General features: G+C 67.5%; 10 protein-coding genes and 1 pseudogene. 9 read left to right on the forward strand and 2 right to left on the reverse strand.

What is annotated here, in order from left to right:
- Positions 1–5: 5 nt before the first annotated feature.
- The 3 genes from XaplCFBP3123_RS20895 to XaplCFBP3123_RS20905 all read left to right on the forward strand — a co-directional run bounded on the left by XaplCFBP3123_RS20895 (position 6) and on the right by XaplCFBP3123_RS20905 (position 6,878).
- A complete protein-coding gene (locus XaplCFBP3123_RS20895) occupies positions 6–3,398 on the forward strand; it encodes an ATP-binding protein (RefSeq protein WP_104535773.1) in 3,393 nt (1,130 codons plus the stop codon).
- Between the two features lie 4 nt (positions 3,399–3,402).
- Positions 3,403–4,584 (forward strand): Wadjet anti-phage system protein JetD domain-containing protein, encoded by a 1,182-nt coding sequence (locus XaplCFBP3123_RS20900; RefSeq protein WP_172453429.1) that lies wholly within the window; start codon positions 3,403–3,405, stop codon positions 4,582–4,584.
- A gap of 233 nt (positions 4,585–4,817) precedes the next feature.
- Positions 4,818–6,878 carry a TonB-dependent siderophore receptor gene (locus tag XaplCFBP3123_RS20905; protein ID WP_172453430.1) on the forward strand — a complete coding sequence of 687 codons (2,061 nt, stop codon included), beginning with the start codon at positions 4,818–4,820 and terminating at the stop codon, positions 6,876–6,878.
- Here the strand turns inward: XaplCFBP3123_RS20905 and XaplCFBP3123_RS20910 are convergent.
- The gene (locus XaplCFBP3123_RS20910; RefSeq protein ID WP_216361753.1) at positions 6,875–7,654 is read right to left on the reverse strand and encodes a sulfite exporter TauE/SafE family protein; all 780 of its coding nucleotides are present in this window, start codon (positions 7,652–7,654) and stop codon (positions 6,875–6,877) included. The two genes, XaplCFBP3123_RS20905 and XaplCFBP3123_RS20910, sit on opposite strands and share 4 nt — an antisense overlap.
- Positions 7,655–7,744: 90 nt before the next feature.
- Between XaplCFBP3123_RS20910 and XaplCFBP3123_RS20915 the strand changes: the two genes are divergently transcribed.
- The 6 genes and pseudogenes from XaplCFBP3123_RS20915 to bphP all read left to right on the forward strand — a co-directional run bounded on the left by XaplCFBP3123_RS20915 (position 7,745) and on the right by bphP (position 14,810).
- Positions 7,745–8,134 carry a YchJ family protein gene (locus tag XaplCFBP3123_RS20915; RefSeq protein ID WP_104535775.1) on the forward strand — a complete coding sequence of 130 codons (390 nt, stop codon included), beginning with the start codon at positions 7,745–7,747 and terminating at the stop codon, positions 8,132–8,134.
- A 158-nt stretch (positions 8,135–8,292) separates the two neighbouring features.
- On the forward strand, positions 8,293–8,499 hold the full coding sequence (locus tag XaplCFBP3123_RS20920) for a hypothetical protein (RefSeq protein ID WP_104535788.1): 207 nt from the start codon (positions 8,293–8,295) through the stop codon (positions 8,497–8,499).
- 321 nt (positions 8,500–8,820) lie between these two features.
- Positions 8,821–10,989 (forward strand): lytic murein transglycosylase, encoded by a 2,169-nt coding sequence (locus tag XaplCFBP3123_RS20925; RefSeq protein WP_104535776.1) that lies wholly within the window; start codon positions 8,821–8,823, stop codon positions 10,987–10,989.
- 318 nt (positions 10,990–11,307) lie between these two features.
- A pseudogene (locus tag XaplCFBP3123_RS20930) lies at positions 11,308–12,219 on the forward strand (MFS transporter); the annotation flags it as partial.
- 99 nt (positions 12,220–12,318) lie between these two features.
- Positions 12,319–12,912 carry a biliverdin-producing heme oxygenase gene (locus XaplCFBP3123_RS20935; RefSeq protein WP_104535777.1) on the forward strand — a complete coding sequence of 198 codons (594 nt, stop codon included), beginning with the start codon at positions 12,319–12,321 and terminating at the stop codon, positions 12,910–12,912.
- Positions 12,909–14,810: a bacteriophytochrome BphP gene (bphP, locus tag XaplCFBP3123_RS20940; RefSeq protein ID WP_104535778.1), complete on the forward strand. Its 1,902-nt coding sequence runs from the start codon at positions 12,909–12,911 to the stop codon at positions 14,808–14,810. Before XaplCFBP3123_RS20935 ends, bphP begins: the two co-directional genes overlap by 4 nt.
- 232 nt (positions 14,811–15,042) lie before the next feature.
- Here the strand turns inward: bphP and XaplCFBP3123_RS20945 are convergent, their stop codons facing one another.
- Complete coding sequence (locus tag XaplCFBP3123_RS20945; protein WP_104535779.1) at positions 15,043–16,218, reverse strand: benzoate/H(+) symporter BenE family transporter; 1,176 nt, start codon at positions 16,216–16,218, stop codon at positions 15,043–15,045.
- Between the last annotated feature and the right edge of the window lie 396 nt (positions 16,219–16,614).

Genomic DNA, 16,614 nt, shown 5'->3' on the forward strand with positions numbered 1-16,614 from the left:
TACCGATGACCGCCTCTGCCGCGCCTTCCAGCCTGTTCGCCAACGATCTGCCCGACGCGCGCCTGCAGCAGTTCCGTATGCGCCGCCTGCAGGTGCATAACTGGGGCACGTTCTCCGGGTTGACCGAAGTGCCGATCGCCGAACGCGGCTTTTTGTTCGTCGGCCGCTCCGGCTCGGGCAAATCGACGCTACTCGATGCGATGTCGGCACTGCTCACCCCGCCCAGCATCGTCGACTTCAACGCCGCCGCCCGCGAGGCCGAACGCAGCGGGCGTGATCGCAATCTGGTGTCGTACGTGCGTGGCGCCTGGGCCGACAAGCAGGACAGCAGCTCCGGCGAGATCGCTACGCAGTACCTGCGCAAGGGCGCCACCTGGACCGCGCTGGTGCTGGAGTACCGCGACGGCGAGGACCGCGTGGTCAGCCTGGTGCGGCTGTTCTGGCTTGCCGGCAACAGCGCGGCCACCGCGGACGTGCGCAAGCACTACATGGTCGCCGAGCGCGCCTTCGATGTGGCCCAGGATCTGGGCGGCTTCGATCTGGATCTGCGCAAGCTCAAGCAGCGGCTGCACGATGTGCATCACTTCGACAGTTTTGCCGGCTACGCCGAGCGTTTCCGTCACCAGCTGGGTATCAGTAACGAAATGGCCTTGCGCCTGCTGCACAAGACCCAATCGGCCAAGAACCTGGGCGATCTCAACGCCTTCCTGCGCGGTTTCATGCTGGAAGAACCCAAGACCTTCGATGCGGCCGAACGCTTGGTGGGCGACTTCGCCGAACTCGATGGCGCCCACCATGCGGTAGTGACGGCGCGGCGCCAGGTTGAGACCTTGCTGCCTGCGCGCGCCCACCACGCCGAGCTCATGCAACTGCGCCGCCAGCGCAGCGAGCTGGAAGAACTCAAGCTAGGCATCGATACCTACCGCGAGCAGCGCCGGCTTGCCTTGCTGGATGCGCGCCTGCAGGAACTGGACGTGCAGGACCGCGGCCTTGCCGGCGAAGAAGGCCAGCGACGCGCGGCATTGGACAACCACACCCGCCATCTGGACGATCTGGAGGCGCAGCGGCGCGCGCAAGGTGGCGAGCGCATCGATGCGCTGGAGCGCGAACAGAGCCAGCTGCAGGCAGAGCGCGATCGCCGTGCGGCCAAGCGGGTCCAGGCCGAGCAGGCCTGCCGTGCACTGGAGCAAGCCCTGGCCGACAGCGCGCACGGTTTTGCCGAACAGGTCGCGCAGGCGCGCGTTGCCCTGGAAGATGGGCAGCGTGTCGCCGCCGAGCTCGACGAAGCGATCACCGAGCGCATGGCCGGCAAGCACGAAGACAGCAAACGCTTTGCCGAGGTGCGCGCCGAAATCGACGTATTGACGCGAAACCCCTCCAATATTCCCGCGCCGATGCAGAGCCTTCGCGCACGCATGAGCGCCGATACCGGCGTGCCGGAAGCGGCGCTGCCATTCGTTGGCGAGCTGATCCAGGTGCGCGAGGAAGCATCCGCCTGGCGCGGCGCCATCGAGCGCGTGCTGCACGGCTTTGCGCAATCGCTGCTGGTGGACGAACGGCATTACGCCGAGGTCGCCGATTGGGTCAACCGTACCCAGCTCGGCACGCGGCTGGTCTATTACCGGATGCGTCACAACGAGCAGGCACTGAGTGGCCGCGAACCCGGCAGCGCTTCGCTGTTGCAAAAGCTGGAATTGCGTGATCACCTCTTTGCCGGCTGGCTGCGGCGCGAGCTGGGCAAGCGCTTCGATTACGACTGCGTAGACAGTGCCAAGGCCCTGCGTCATGCCGAACGCGCGATTACTCGCGAAGGCCAGGTCAAGCATCCAGGCGAGCGTTACGAAAAGGACGACCGCCACGCAGTGGGCGACCGTCGCCGCTGGCTGCTGGGCTTCAACAACCGCGACAAGCTTGCCTTGTACGAGCGCGAAGGGCAGGAGCTGGCGCAACGCATCGCCGCCTGCGATGCCGAGGTGGCCGAGCTGCGCGCGCGCCGCGAACGCGATGGGCAGCGACGCCTGGCCCGCAACACCCTGGCCAATCTTGGCTGGGACGAAATCAATGTGGCCGCCGCGCTGCAGCGCCTGAGCCAGATCGCCGAGACCTTGCAACAGCTGCGCGAGGGCGACGCCAACCTGCGCGCGTTGGGCGAGGCGATCGACCGCACGCGCGCCGATATCGTCCAGGCCACGCGCACCTATGAGGGCGTGCGCACCGAGCGGATCACGCTGGGCGCCGAGCGTACACGTCTGGAAAAACAGCACCTGGAGTGCGCTGATGCGAATGCGCGCGTGGTGACGCCGTTGCAGCAGCAGGGCCTGGCCGAGCGTCTGCTCAGCTTGGGTGAGCTGAGCCTGGACACGTTGCAGGACCGCTTCCGTACGCTCGAGCGTGGCCTGGACGCGCAGCTGGGCGTCAGCAAAGACGAACTGACCCGCCTGCAGCAAGCGTTGATAGGATGTTTTCGCCGCTACTTCCAGCAATGGCCGGAAGACAGCGGCGATCTGAGTCCGACGCTGGAAGGCGCCGACGACTTTCTCGCCCGCCTGCAGCGGCTGGAACGCGATGGCTTGCCACAGCACGAGGCGCGCTTTTTCGATCTGCTGCAAAGCCAGAGCAAGAACAATCTGCTTGCCTTGCAGCGCCACACCGCCGAAGCGCGCAAGTCGATCGCCCAGCGTCTGGATGAGGTCAATGCCAGCCTGGAGCAGGTGCCGTTCAATCACGGCACTTTGCTGACCATCGAATTGAGCGACCGCCGCCTGCCGGAAGTGATCGAGTTTCATCAACGCCTGCGCGAAGTGCTAGGCCATCATCAGACCGAACAGCGCGAGGTGGCCGAACAGCAATTTGCGGTGCTGCGCGAACTGGTGCGTAAGCTGGGCTCGCAGGAGGGCGAGGACAAGCGCTGGCGCGAGCTGGTGCTGGACGTGCGCCTGCATGTGGAATTTGTCGGTGTGGAACTGGACGCAGCCACGCGCCAGCAGGTCGAGATCTACCGCAGCGGCGCCGGCAAATCCGGTGGTCAGCGTCAGAAACTGGCAACCACTTGTCTGGCCGCTGCATTGCGCTACCAGCTCGGCGGCGAAGACGGCGAGCTGCCGCGCTATTGCGCCGTGGTGCTGGACGAAGCCTTCGACAAGGCCGACAACGAATTCACTGCGCTGGCGATGAACATCTTCGAGAACTTCGGTTTCCAGATGGTGGTGGCCACGCCGTTGAAATCGGTGATGACGCTGGAGCCGTTTATCGGTGGCGCGTGCTTTGTCGAAATCAGCGGGCGGCACGATTCGGGCGTCTTGCTGATCGAATACGACGAACAGTCGCGCAGGCTTAAGTTGCCCGAGCGCACCCGCAGTGCAGCGGCCAACACCGATGCGGTGGCCGAGCAGGAGTGAGCTGATGGCGCGCGCCGATGACATGCTGTTGCCAGATGCCGCACTTCAGGCATTGCGCGGACAATGGCAACGCCAGCGTGGCCACTGGTTGATCGGCGCATCGGCACCCAGGCCCATCGCCCTGCAGCCACCGACCCAGGCGCAGGCCAGCGCCCGGTTTGATGCCTTCGGCGCTTGGCTGCGTGCCTGGCAGCGCGTCGCGTTGCCGGGGCGGGTGGAGTACCGCGATGTGCTGTGGTCGCAGCTGGGGGCGCAACGGCTGCCGCAGACCTGGGTGCTCGAGACGCCGACCGATGCGGCGGCGGCACTTCAGGAGCATGACCGTTGGCAACGCGCCAGCGCGCGCTGTGCCAGTTTGCAGGCGCACTGGCCCGAGGCTGCGGGGTTGGCGCCGCGCTTGCGGCGCCAGTTCGATCTGCTCGCCGACAGCACGCAGGCCGATATCGACCGGCTGGTTGCCGTGGTGGACTGGCTGCATCGACACCGCGACAGCGGACTGTTCCTGCGCCAGCTTCCCATTGCCGGCATCGACAGCAAATGGGTGCATGCGCGTCGCGGCATCATCGCCGATTGGCTGGGCGGGCTGCGAGGCATCGCCGAGCCGCGCAGCTTCGACAGCCTCGCCGGCCTGCGCAGCGCACCGGATCGTGTGCGCCTGCGGCTGCTGGACCCGGCGTTACGCCGCCGGTTCGGCGGCCTGGACGATCTGACCGTGCCGATCGAACAGCTGGCTGAGCTGCGGTTGCCGATCGATCGTGTGCTGATTGTTGAAAATCTCGAAACCGGCCTGGCCTGCGAAGCGCTGCCGGGAACGGCGCTGCTGATGGCGCGCGGGTATGCCGTCGACTACGTGCGCAACATCGAGTGGCTGCGCACGCTGCCGTTGTTCTATTGGGGCGATATCGATACGCATGGGCTGGCGATCCTGCACCGACTGCGCACGCATGCGCCGCAGACCGTGGCGCTGCTGATGGACCAGTCCACGCTGCTCGCCACTCCGCGCGCAATGTGGGGCCACGAACCCAGACAACATCGTGCCCATCGGCTCGCCGCGCTGACCCCGGACGAGCAGCTGTTTTATGCGCGATTGCGCAGCGGGCACTTCGGCGGCGCACCGCGGCTTGAGCAGGAGCGCATTGCGTGGAGTCATGCATGGCCGCAGATCCAGGCGGCATTGCGCGGATAGGCAGCCCGCCTTGGACGCGTGTCGAGCAGCTGGGCTGCCTGCACTGCAGGCGCTGATGCAATCTGCAGGCTCGGAGGTGGCTTGCAGATGTGCAACGTAGACAACGGCTGCACCCAGCATGTCATCTGCTGTAACGACCACGATTGCGGACCCTTTATCCGAAGATAAGAATCGTTATCATTAGCTGCCCGGATGTGCCCGCCAGTGTGCGCATCGCCTCGCTGAAGATCCCGATGACCCCACTGCCTGCGCCTCGCCACCTGTTGTTCGTGTCCCTGTTTGCCGCCGTGCCGGCCGCCGCCCAGGAAGCCAGCCTGCTCGATGCCATCGTGGTCAGCGAAAAGCGCGCCCTGTATCGGCCGGAAAAGGCCGCCGGCGCCACCCGCACGCAGACGCCGGTGGAGCGCATTCCGCAGGCGATCCAGGTGGTGCCGCGCTCGGTGATCGACGAACAGCAACTCACCCGGCTGGTGGATGTGGTGGCCAATGTCTCCAATGTGCAACCCGGCGGCACCCAGGGCAATCGCTCGGAAACCTTCGTCATCCGCGGTTTCGAGGCGTCCTCGTATGCGGTCGACGGCATCCTGCTCAACCCGGCGCAGAACTTCACCGAGACCGTGCGCGATCTGGCCAATGTCGCCCAGGTGGAAGTGCTCAAGGGCCCGGCGGCGGTGCTGTACGGGCGCGGCGAACCCGGCGGGGTGATCAATCTGGTCACGCTGCGCCCGGACGCGGTGTTCGGCGGCAATGCGTCGGTGCAGGTGGCCGAACACGGCCTGCGCCGCGTGCAGTCCAGCGTCACCGGCCCGCTGAGCCCGACCGTGTCGGCACGGCTCAGCGCTGCCGCGCAGGAGACCGGCAGCTTCCGCGCTGCGCAGGCCGATGGCGATCGCGTGTTCGTCTCGCCCTCGCTGGCCTGGCGGCCGACCGCGCAGCTGCGGGCCGATCTGGATCTGGAATACACGCGCCAGACCAGCCCGGGCGATCGCGGTCTGGTCGCCATCGACGGTGTGGTGCGTGGCCCGGCGCAGCGCAGCTTCGGCGAGCCGTGGTCGCGCAATCACGGCAGCGCGACAACGGCACGCGGCCGCATCGAGTACGACGCCAACGACTGGCTGACGCTGCGCCAGATCCTCAATCACCAGGACGGCGACAGCGGCCGCAACGTGGCCGACTTCACCGGCTTCAGTGCCGACCGCGCCTTCCTGCAACGCCGCGCGGTGCGTCAGGACCAGCAGGTGCGCGCAACGACCTCGCAGACCGAAGCGTTGGCGCGTTTCGCCACCGGCCCGCTGCGCCATCAGGTGCTGGCTGGTGCCGAATACGTCGACGCGCACCGCCACACCGACGAAGCGCGCGCGCCGCTGGCCCGCATCCGCGTGACCAACCCGGTGCAGGGCGCATTGCCAGGCACCTATGTGCCGGCCCGCGACATCGACGTCGATGCACGCTACGCCGCGCTATACCTGCAGGACCAGATCAGCATCGGCGAGCGTTGGGATGTGCTGGCCGGCGTGCGCTGGGACGACGTGCAGCAGACCACCATCGATAATCGCGCGCGCACCCGCGAAGACGGCCGGCGTGCCTCGCCGCGCATCGGCGTGGTGTGGAAGGCGGCGCCGCAGCTGTCGCTGTACGCCAACACCTCCACCTCGTTTCGGCCGCGCAGCGCCACGCTGTTTTCCGGCGGTAGCGCAGCACCGGAGACCGGCCGCCAGTACGAGGTCGGCCTGAAGAGCGCACTGTTCAACAACCGTGTACTCGCCACTGCCGCAGCATTCCAGATCACCAAGGACAACGTCGCCAGCAGCGACCCGGACAACGATGGCTTCGTGCTGGTCACCGGCCAGCAACGCGTGCGCGGCTTGGAAATGGATATCACCGGTGAGCTCACCCAGAACTGGCGCGTGATCCTTGGCGCCGGTTATCTGGACGCGCAGGTCACCCGCGACACCGTCATCCCGGTCGGCAATCGGCTGCGCGGCGTGCCGCGGGTCAGTGCCAGTGCGTGGAGCACTTATCACGTCGCCAGCGGACCGCTGTATGGCCTGACCTTGGGCGCAGGCGCGGTGCATGTGGGCGAGCGCGAAGGGGATCTCGCCAACAGTTACCGCATTCCCGGCTACACGCGCTTGGACGCCTCGGCGGCGTACCGCTTCGGCGGCCGTTATCAACTGGCGCTGATGCTGCGCAATGTCGCCAACCGTTTCTACATCGAGCAACCGGTGACGCAGACCACCAATTATCCAGGTGCACCGCGCACCTTGTCGGCGACGCTGAGTGTGGATTTTTAAACGCTAGGCAGCAGATCCCAGCCCATCTTGCCGATCAGCACGATGACCAGCACCAGGAACAATTTGCGAATCAGCGGCGTGCCGCCGCGCAGTGCCATCCGCGTACCGGCGACTGCGCCGGCCACGTTGGCCACCGCCATCGGAATGCCGATCGCCAGCATCACCTGCCCGCTGGGCAGGAAGAACGACAGCGCCGCCAGGTTGGTGGCCAGGTTCACCACCTTTGCCGCAGCAGAAGCACGCAGAAAGTCCAGCCCGAAAAAGCGGATGAACAGGAAGATCAAAAAGCTCCCAGTGCCCGGGCCGAAGAACCCGTCGTAGAACCCGATTGCCGCCCCCATCGCCAAAGCGGTGACCAGCTCGCGCCGGCCGATCTGGCGCGGACGATGCAGCGCACCGAAGTCCTTCTTGATCAGCGTGTAGACCAGCATCGCGATCAGCAGCACCAGGATCAGCGGCCGCACCGCCTGCCTGGGCATCAGGCTGACCGCGGTCGCGCCCAGAAACGAAAACGTGAACGCCGCCACTGTTGCGTACAGCACCGGCCGCCACGGAAAGCGCACGTTGCGCGCATAGCGCCAGGCCGATGCAGCGGTGCCGAACATCGCACTGAACTTGTTGGTGCCCAGAATCAGCGACGGCGTCTGCTGCGGCAGGGTCGCAAACAATCCCGGCAACTGGATCAAGCCACCACCGCCAACCGCCGCATCCACCAACCCGGCAACGAAGGCAATGCACAGCAGCCACGGCAATTCGGTGGGAATCAGTTCCAGCAAGGCGGCGCTCCGCACGACGGGGGCGACAGCATAAACGCGCAGAAACCCCGTTCCCCACTTCCCAATTCCCAATTCCCGCACAATCGCCCGATGCCGATTTCCACACTCACCGATCCCTGTCCCTGCGGCCGCGCCGCCGACTACGCGCGGTGTTGCGGGCAATACCACGCCGGCGCCGCCGCGCCCGATGCCGAAACCCTGATGCGTGCGCGCTACAGCGCCTACGTCCGCCGTGATGTGGCCTACCTGCTCGCCAGCTGGCATCCGTCCACGCGCCCGCCCGAGGTGTCGCTGGACGAGGGCGGCCGCACCACCTGGCTCGGCCTGACCGTGCAACGCGCCATCGAAACCGGCACCGACACGGCCGAAGTGGCGTTTCTGGCCCGTTACCGCATCGGCGGCGGCAGCGCGGTGCGCATGACCGAACACAGCCGCTTCGTGCGCGAAGACGGCCGCTGGTATTACCTCGACGCGCACTGAGCCGGGTCCAGGCGTGAGCGAGGGCAGCGATCGAGCACACCATGAAGCCATTCAGCCCGATGGACGGCACGGACCGGCGCGATTTCTCGACGCCACGTTCGCAGTCGATCCCCGAAGCTTGCCGCCTCGGCGTAGCTCGCCGCGGGGCGGACACGATCATGGCAACCTTCAATCTCTGGCAGTGGGTGCTTCTGGCCATCGCGGTGTTTGCGATCGTGCTGCCGGCGTGCCTGGCCACTGCACTGATCTGGTTCGGTCCCCGCCACGACGCCCCACGCAGGGCCCGCGCCCGCCGTGTGTCCGACACCAGCCCCTCCAGCCCGGCGTTGTCGCTGCTGACCGGCATCACCGGCGACGGCAGCTAAGCGCGGCGATCGACGCCGCCGGGCTGCCGCGGCGCATTGCCAAGTGCGCCGGGTCGCGACTTAGGCATCGGCGCGCGACATCACTACCTGGAAGGTCATCACCCAAAAGGGTCATACAGCGTCTTCGCTGCGCTCACCGGTCTGAAGAGCGCGCCGTACAGTCATCCCTGCGTTTCGCCACCGACGAGCGCAGCGCATGCTGCCGCAGCGACAGCGCCACCTGCACGCCTGCAACCAGCCAGGTTGGCTATCCTCAACGGCTCGACTTGCCGCAGGAGCGCTCCACCGCATGACCTCCGTTCACACGCCGGCCACCGCGCCGTGACGCCGTCCCGGCGCGTCCTGCCTGCGCTGTTGGCGCTGCTGCCGCTGATCGCCTGCGCCGATCCGGCCTTCGACCGCTGCCTGGCCAGCCTGCAGACCCAGGCCGCCGCCAAGGGCGTGCAGGCCGCCGACTTCCAGCGGTTCACCGCCGGCCTGGCGCCCGATCCCAGCGTGTTGCCGCTGCTCGATGCCCAGCCCGAGTTCACCACCCCGATCTGGGACTACCTCGCCAGCCTGGTCGACAGCCAGCGCGTCGCCGACGGCCAGGCGATGCTGGTCACCCACCGCGCGCTGCTTACGCGCCTGTCCGAACAGACCGGCGTCGATCCGGCCACCATCGTGGCGGTCTGGGGCGTGGAGAGCGACTACGGCCGCGTTACCGGCAAGCGCCCGCTGTTGGTTTCGCTGGCCACGCTGTCGTGCGCAGGCCGCCGCCAGCCGTTTTTCCGTGGCGAATTTCTTGCCTTGCTCGGCCTGCTGCAGCAAGGCGATCTGTCGCCGGATGGCTTGACCGGCTCCTGGGCCGGCGCGTTCGGGCAGACCCAGTTCATGCCCTCGACCTATGCCCGCATCGCGGTGGATGGCGACGGCGACGGCGACGGCCGCCGCGACCTGGTCGCCAGCATTCCCGACGCGCTGGCCTCCACCGCCAACTATCTGGTCAAGGCCGGCTGGGAGCGCGCCCGTCCCTGGGGCATGGAAGTCCGCCTGCCCGCCGGCTTCGATGCCAGCAAGGCCGGCCGCACCCGGCGCCAACCGCTGCAGGCCTGGCAAAACGCAGGGCTGCTCGGCACCGACGGCAAGGCCCTGGCGCCGGCCGGTCTGCCCGCCGATGCCCCGGCCGCCCTGTTGCTGCCGGCCGGCGCGACCGGCCCGGCGTTTCTGGTGTTCCGCAACTACGACGCGATCTATGCCTACAACGCCGCCGAAAGCTATGCGCTGTCGATCGCCCTGCTCGCCGACCGCCTGCGCGGCGGCTCCGGCCTGGTCGTCGCCTGGCCCACCGACGACCCCGGCCTGGGCCGTCCCGAACGGCGCGAACTGCAGCAATTGCTGCTGGCCCGAGGCCACCTGATCGGCGAGGCCGACGGCATGATCGGCACCGCCAGCCGGCGCGCCATCCAGGTCGAGCAGACCCGCCTGGGCCTGCAACCGGCCGACGGTCGCCCCGGGCAACGCATCCTCACCGCCCTGCGCGCTGCCCCGCCGGTCGCCGGCGCGGCCGCCGTCCGCGCCACTGCGTTCAAGCTGCCGGCCGCCTATCCCGCATTCGCCCAATCCCCCATCGTCCAGAAGGCATTCCCCATGTCCGACCTCACCGGCCTGCGCACAGGCGATTTCCACGGCTTCCCCTCGCTGTTGATCGACACCCCGTTCTCCACCGCGGCCATCAGCCTGTTCGGCGGCCAGTTGCTGTCGTTCGTGCCCAAGGGTGGGCAGGACGTGATGTGGCTGTCGCCCACCGCCAAGCAGCCGCCCACCCCGATCCGCGGCGGCGCCCCGGTGTGCTGGCCGTATTTCGGCCGCCAGGACCAGACCGGCGAGGTGCCCGCGCATGGCTTCGTGCGCACCGTGCCCTGGCAGCTCACCGAGAGCCGGCGCGAGGACGACGGCACCCTGGTGCTCACGCTGACCCCGCCCAGCTTCGACGACCTGGCGCTGCGCCTGCGCATGACCCTGCGCATCGGCCGCACCCTCGAACAACGCCTGATCACCGAGAACACCAGCCCGGCCCCGGTGCGCTTCACCCAGGCGCTGCACAACTACTTCCGCGTCGGCGACGCGCTCAAGGTCAGCGTGCAGGGCCTGGACGGGCTGGACTATCTCGACAAGTACGAGAACTACGCCACTGCTCACCGCCAACAAGGCGACTGGAGCCTGCGCGACCCACGCGATCCCGGCCGCAGCGACCGCATCTACACCAACGCCGGCGGCCGCTACACCCTGACCGACCCGGTGCTCGGCCGCCGCATCGTCATCGCCACCCAGGGCAGCCGCTCGCTGGTGGCCTGGAACCCGGGCGAAGAAGCCGCCGCCAAGATGGCCGACGTGGGCGAGGGCTGGCGCGACTACGTCTGCCTGGAAGCGGCCAACGCCGGCCCGGACGTCATCGAACTCGCCCCCGGCGCCAGCCACACGCTGACCCAGACCATCAGCGTCGAGTAAGCGCAAGAATTGCCTCCCGACCGCACAGGGCCCTGCGCTGTTTTACAGAACGGAGATACATGCAGCGACGACTCCCTTCTCCCACCCGGAGAAGGTGCCCCGAAGAGGCGGATGAGGGTGCGGCGCAGAGATCTGCGAGTGCCTGTAACGACAAACGCGTCGCCACGCGCCTTTATGAGTGACGCATCGACCGCCTCGCCTCGTACCCTCACCCCAACCACCTCTCCGCGCGCCGCCGGCGCGCAAGTAGTGCCTTGTCGCCCAGCAGAGGGGGCTTTAACCCATCACGCTGATCGTGCTCCGACCAACAGACCAAGCGCTTACGTATGCTCGGCCAGCTTTTCCACCGCCAATGCCTACATCGCCGACGTCACCCCGGCCGACAAACGCGCCGGCGCGTTCGGCATGCTCGGCGCCGCGTTCGGCATTGGCTTTGTCGCCGGTCCGTTGATCGGCGGCTGGCTGGGCAGCCTCGGCTTGCGCTGGCCGTTCTGGTTTGCCGCAGGGCTGGCGCTGTTGAACGTGCTGTATGGCTGGTTGGTATTGCCCGAATCGTTGCCTGCCGAACGCCGCACGCCACGCCTGGACTGGTCGCATGCCAACCCGCTCGGCGCGCTCAAGCGGCTGCGCCGTTATCCGCAGGTGCTCGGCCTGGCCTCGGTGGTGTTCCTGGCCAACCTGGCGCACTACGTCTATCCCAGCATCTTCGTGCTGTTCGCCAGTTATCAATACCACTGGGGCCCGCGCGCGGTGAGCTGGGTACTGGCCGGCGTCGGCGTGTGCAGCATCATCGTCAATGCGCTGCTGGTCGGCCGGCTGGTGCGGTGGCTGGGCGAACGCCGTGCGCTGCTGCTGGGGCTGGGTTGCGGGGTGGTCGGTTTCGTCATCTACGGGCTGGCCGACAGCGGTACCGCGTTCCTGGTCGGCGTGCCGATCAGCGCGTTCTGGGCGATCGCCGCACCGGCCGCGCAGGCCCTGATCACCCGCGAGGTCGGCGCCGATGCGCAGGGCCGCGTGCAAGGCGCACTGACCAGCCTGGTCAGCCTGGCCGGCATCGCCGGTCCGTTGTTGTTTGCCAATGTGTTCGCCTGGTTCATCGGCCGCGGCGCACCGCTGCATCTGCCTGGCGCCCCCTGGTTGCTGGCGGCTCTCCTGCTTGCCGCAGGCTGGGTCATGGCCTGGAGGCGGGCAGGGCGGGGGGCCGGCGTGGCCCCTGCTGCACAGGAGTGAAGCCAACCTATTCAGCTTGCGCTCGCGCCCGCTTTATCTGATTTGCGCAGTCACTGCTAGGCTGGTGTCCTCCGTGCTGCGGCACCGCCTCGACTCCCTATGTGTCCTGACACCCTGGCTGTTCCGCCCTCGGCCGCGCTCGTGCTGCGCCATGCCACGCAGGACACCCACCGCCTGGTCGAAACGGTTCCGCTGATGCAGGCGCTGGGGCAGGGGCGGGTCGATCGCGCTGCCTACGCGCTGATCCTGCGCCGGCATCATGCACTGCTGTCCGGCTTCGAAGCGCAACTGAGCGACTGGCTCAGCACCCTGATCGGCACCGGCTGGCAGTACCGCCGCCGCGTCCCGGCCTTGCGCGAAGACCTGCACACGCTCGGGCAGCAACCGCAGACAGCCATCGCGGCGCCTGCCGCCGGCAACGATGCCGCGCGCTGGGGCATGCTCTACGTCATCGAAGGTTCGCAACTCGGTGGGCGGATGATCGCGCGCACCTTGCGCAAGCAGCAGCCCGCGCTGGCCGACGCCTTGCGGTATTTCGAACTGGCCAACGACGATCCGGCCGGCTGGCGCCGTTTCCAGGCGGTGCTCGACCAACGCCTGGACACGTCTCCCGCGCGCGAGGCCGCCATCGACGGCGCGCAGCGCATGTTTGCCCACTTTCACACCTGTCTTGCAGCGGAGCCGCGCGCGTGAATCAGCCTACCGAACCCCTGGATATGGATGTCTGTGCGCGTGAGCCGATCCATATCCCCGGCCTGATCCAGCCGTACGGCGTGCTGCTGGTGATCGAGCCGGCCGACGGTCGCATCGTGCAGGCCAGCAGCACCGCCGCCGACGTGCTCGGCGTGCCGCTGGCCGAGCTGCTGGGCATGCCGTACACGCAAGTGCTGGAACTGCCCGCCGAGCAGCCGTTTGCGGTGGAGGACCAAGCGCAGCACCTGCTGCATGCCGACGTGCGCTTTCCCCGGCGGACAGCGCCGACCGACCACCCCTGGGTGGCCGCCTGGCATCTGTATCCGGAGCAGTGGCTGGTCGAAATCGAGCCGCGCGATGCACGCCTGATGGACGTCACCCTGCGCGAAGCGCTGCCGCTGTTGCGCAGCATCGAGCGCGATCCCGGCATCGCCGAAGCCGCCGTGCGCGCCGCCAAGGGGCTGCGCAACATGATCGGCTTCGACCGGGTGATGGTGTATCGCTTCGACGAAGAGTGGAACGGCGACGTCATCGCCGAAGCGCGCCAGCCCGAGCTGGATGCCTATCTCGGCCTGCATTATCCGGCCACCGACATCCCGGCCCAGGCGCGCGCGCTGTACCTGCGCAACCGCGTCCGCCAGATCGCCGATGTCGGTTATCGGGCGTCGGCGATCGAACCCACGCTGCATCCGCGTCTGGGCACCCCGGTGGATCTGAGCGATGTCAGCCTGCGCAGCGTCTCGCCGGTGCATCTGGAATACCTGGCCAACATGGGCGTGACTGCCACGCTGGTGTCCTCGATCGTCGTCAACGATGCGTTGTGGGGGCTGATCGCCTGCCATCACTACAGCCCGCACTTCACCAGCCACGCCATGCGCGATGCCACCGATGCGGTGACCCGCGCGCTGGCCGGGCGCATCGGCGGATTGCAGGCGGTGGCGCGCGCGCACATGGAATCGGTGCTGCTCACCGTGCGCGAGAAGTTGATCACCGACTTCAACGACGCCGACCAGATGACCGTGGAAATGCTCGCCGACATGGCGCCTGACCTGATGGACGTGGTCGACGCCGATGGCGTGGCGATTTTCCATGGCAGCGAGATCAGCCGGCATGGCAGCACCCCGGATGCGGCCGCGCTGCGCCGCATCCGCGACCACATCGAATCCGAACATCACCACGCCCTGCGCGAAGACGCGGTCGGCGCCCTGCATGTGGATGCGATCGGCGAAGTGTTTCCCGAGCTGGCCGACCTCGCCCCGCTGGCCGCTGGCTTCATCTTCGTGCCGCTGATGCCGCAGTCGCGCAGCGCCTTGCTGTGGACCCGCCGCGAGCAGGTACAGCAGGTCAAATGGGCCGGCAATCCGCAGTTGGCCAAGCTGCCGGACATTCCCAACTCACGGTTGTCGCCACGCAAGAGCTTCGATCTCTGGCAGGAAACCGTGCGCGGTCGCGCGCGGCGCTGGTCGCCGCTGCACCTGGAATCGGCGCGCAGCTTGCGCGTCCTGATCGAACTGATGGAGCGCAAGCGCTTCCAGCAGGATTTCACTCTGCTCGAAGCCTCGCTCTCGCGCCTGCGCGATGGCGTGGCCATCATCGAACGCGGCACCACGGCCGCGCACCGGCTGATGTTCGTCAACCCGGCCTTCGCAGAACTCAGCCAGACCGAAGTGGCCGACCTGATCGGTTGCGACATCCTGTCCCTGCTGGCCGGCGATGCCGCCGCGCCCAAGGTGGAGCTGCTCGAAGACGCACTGCGGCAAGGGCGCGCCGCTTACGTCACCCTGCCGCTGCGCTCGCAGGGCGGCGCGCCGGTCTATCGCCAGTTCCACCTCGAACCGCTGCCCAGCCCCAATGGCGTCACTGCCCACTGGCTGCTGCAGCTGCGCGATCCAGAATAAGCCCGGCCAACAACCGGGTGGCCTGCCGCGGCTAAGCGTGGCCAGTAAAACGTGGTGCGCAGTCGTAAGGTGGGTGTGGATGGCGCGCAGGAACCGCAGTTTGCGCGTGATACAGAACGTGTTCCGCGTGGGCCTGGTCCGCGTCGAGCGCGCGGTCAAGGAGCGGTTGTCGATGGCCGAATCCGAAGGTCTGACCCCGCACCGCGCGCCCGTCTGGCGGTTTGACCGGTCGCTAAGCCCGCCGCCGCAACACCAACAAGGTGACCGTTCCGGCCACCAGGCCCCAGAACGAGGCACCGATCCCGCCCAGCGTCAGCCCCGATGCGGTCACCAGGAAGGTGATCAAGGCCGCTTCGCGCTCGCTGTCCTGCTGCAAGGCCGCTGCCAGGCTGTTGCCGATCGTGCCCAGCAAGGCGATCCCGGCGATCGCCATCACCAGCTCGCGCGGGAAGGCCGCAAACACCGCCGCCACGGTCGCGCCGAACACGCCGATCAGCACATAGAACACGCCCGCGCTTACCGCAGCGGTGTAACGCCGCGCCGGATCCTCGTGCGCCTCGCGGCCCATGCAGATCGCCGCGGTGATGGCCGCCAGGTTCAAGGCATAACCACCGAACGGCGCCAGCAGCGTATTGACCACCCCGATCCAGCCGATCGTCGGCGAGATCGGCACGCTGTAGCCGGAGGCGCGGATCACCGCCACGCCCGGCACGTTCTGCGAGGCCATGGTGACCACGAACAGCGGAATCGCCAGCCCGAACAACGCCGCCCACGACAGCGACGGCACCACCAGCACCGGATGGGCCAGTTCAAGCTGCACGCTCTTCCACTGCATCAGCCCGCCGCCGGCCGCGATCGCCACGCCGACCAGCAAGGTCGCAATCACCGCATAGCGCGCAAACCAGCGTCGCCCCGCCAGATAGGTCGCCAGCATCGCCAGCGCCAGCAACGCCTGGCTCTGCATCGCCACGAACAGATCCAGCCCGAAGCGCAACAACACTCCGGCCAGCATGCCCGAGGCCAGCGAGACCGGAATGCGCCGAATCGCCCGCTCGAACAATCCCGAGAAGCCGGCCGCCATGCCAAGCACCGCAGCCACCACAAACGCACCGACCGCCTCGCGCAACGGCACCCCGGCCGCACTGCCGATCAACATCGCCGCGCCCGGCGTGGACCAGGCCGTCACCACCGGTACCCGGTAGCGCAGCGACAGGCCGATGCAGGTCACGCCCATGCCGATCCCGAGCGCCCACATCCACGAGGCGATCTGCGCCTGGTCCGCCCCCAGGTGACGTGCCGCCTCGAACACGATCACCGCAGAACTGGCAAAGCCCACCAGTACCGTGACAAAGCCTGCGGCAATCGCAGGCAGGGACAGATCGCGAAGCAGGCTGCGGGAAGGAGGCATCGTGAGCTCTCTATCTAGTGCACGTATTCTCACCGAGCGCGCCGAGGATCGATACCACAGCACCTTGTGTGGTTGGCGCTCTATCGACAGTCTTTTTGTCCTGCACGGAAAGCGCTGCTTTACCGGGTACACGGTGCCGCGTCTTAGATGGAGAGAGCAGCCCCGATCCACCGTATAGCGCGTGGAATCAGGGCCCACGCATGGGCGCAATGACGCCCATGTCATGCCAGTGTCAAAAAGTGCTTGCACTTCTGCACAGTCTCGATAAACTGCGCGGCCTCGCTCAGGACGGCGGCGCTTCTCGAAGCACCGCAACAACGAACGAGGCGAATCGGAAACATCACAAGGTGTTGACGAAACGGAAAAGCCGGCTATGATGGGCGGCTCGCTACACGG

The organism is Xanthomonas arboricola pv. populi, assembly GCF_002939945.1.
GTDB lineage: Bacteria > Pseudomonadota > Gammaproteobacteria > Xanthomonadales > Xanthomonadaceae > Xanthomonas > Xanthomonas arboricola_A.

What these genes read in the sequence shown, in the direction of transcription:
- XaplCFBP3123_RS20895 (WP_104535773.1), top strand. Translation starts at nt 6, where the DNA reads ATGACCGCCTCTGCCGCGCCTTCCAGCCTGTTCGCCAACGATCTGCCC.
- XaplCFBP3123_RS20900 (WP_172453429.1), top strand. Translation starts at nt 3,403, where the DNA reads ATGGCGCGCGCCGATGACATGCTGTTGCCAGATGCCGCACTTCAGGCA.
- XaplCFBP3123_RS20905 (WP_172453430.1), top strand. Translation starts at nt 4,818, where the DNA reads ATGACCCCACTGCCTGCGCCTCGCCACCTGTTGTTCGTGTCCCTGTTT.
- XaplCFBP3123_RS20915 (WP_104535775.1), top strand. Translation starts at nt 7,745, where the DNA reads ATGCCGATTTCCACACTCACCGATCCCTGTCCCTGCGGCCGCGCCGCC.
- XaplCFBP3123_RS20920 (WP_104535788.1), top strand. Translation starts at nt 8,293, where the DNA reads ATGGCAACCTTCAATCTCTGGCAGTGGGTGCTTCTGGCCATCGCGGTG.
- XaplCFBP3123_RS20935 (WP_104535777.1), top strand. Translation starts at nt 12,319, where the DNA reads ATGTGTCCTGACACCCTGGCTGTTCCGCCCTCGGCCGCGCTCGTGCTG.
- XaplCFBP3123_RS20945 (WP_104535779.1), bottom strand. Translation starts at nt 16,218, where the DNA reads ATGCCTCCTTCCCGCAGCCTGCTTCGCGATCTGTCCCTGCCTGCGATT.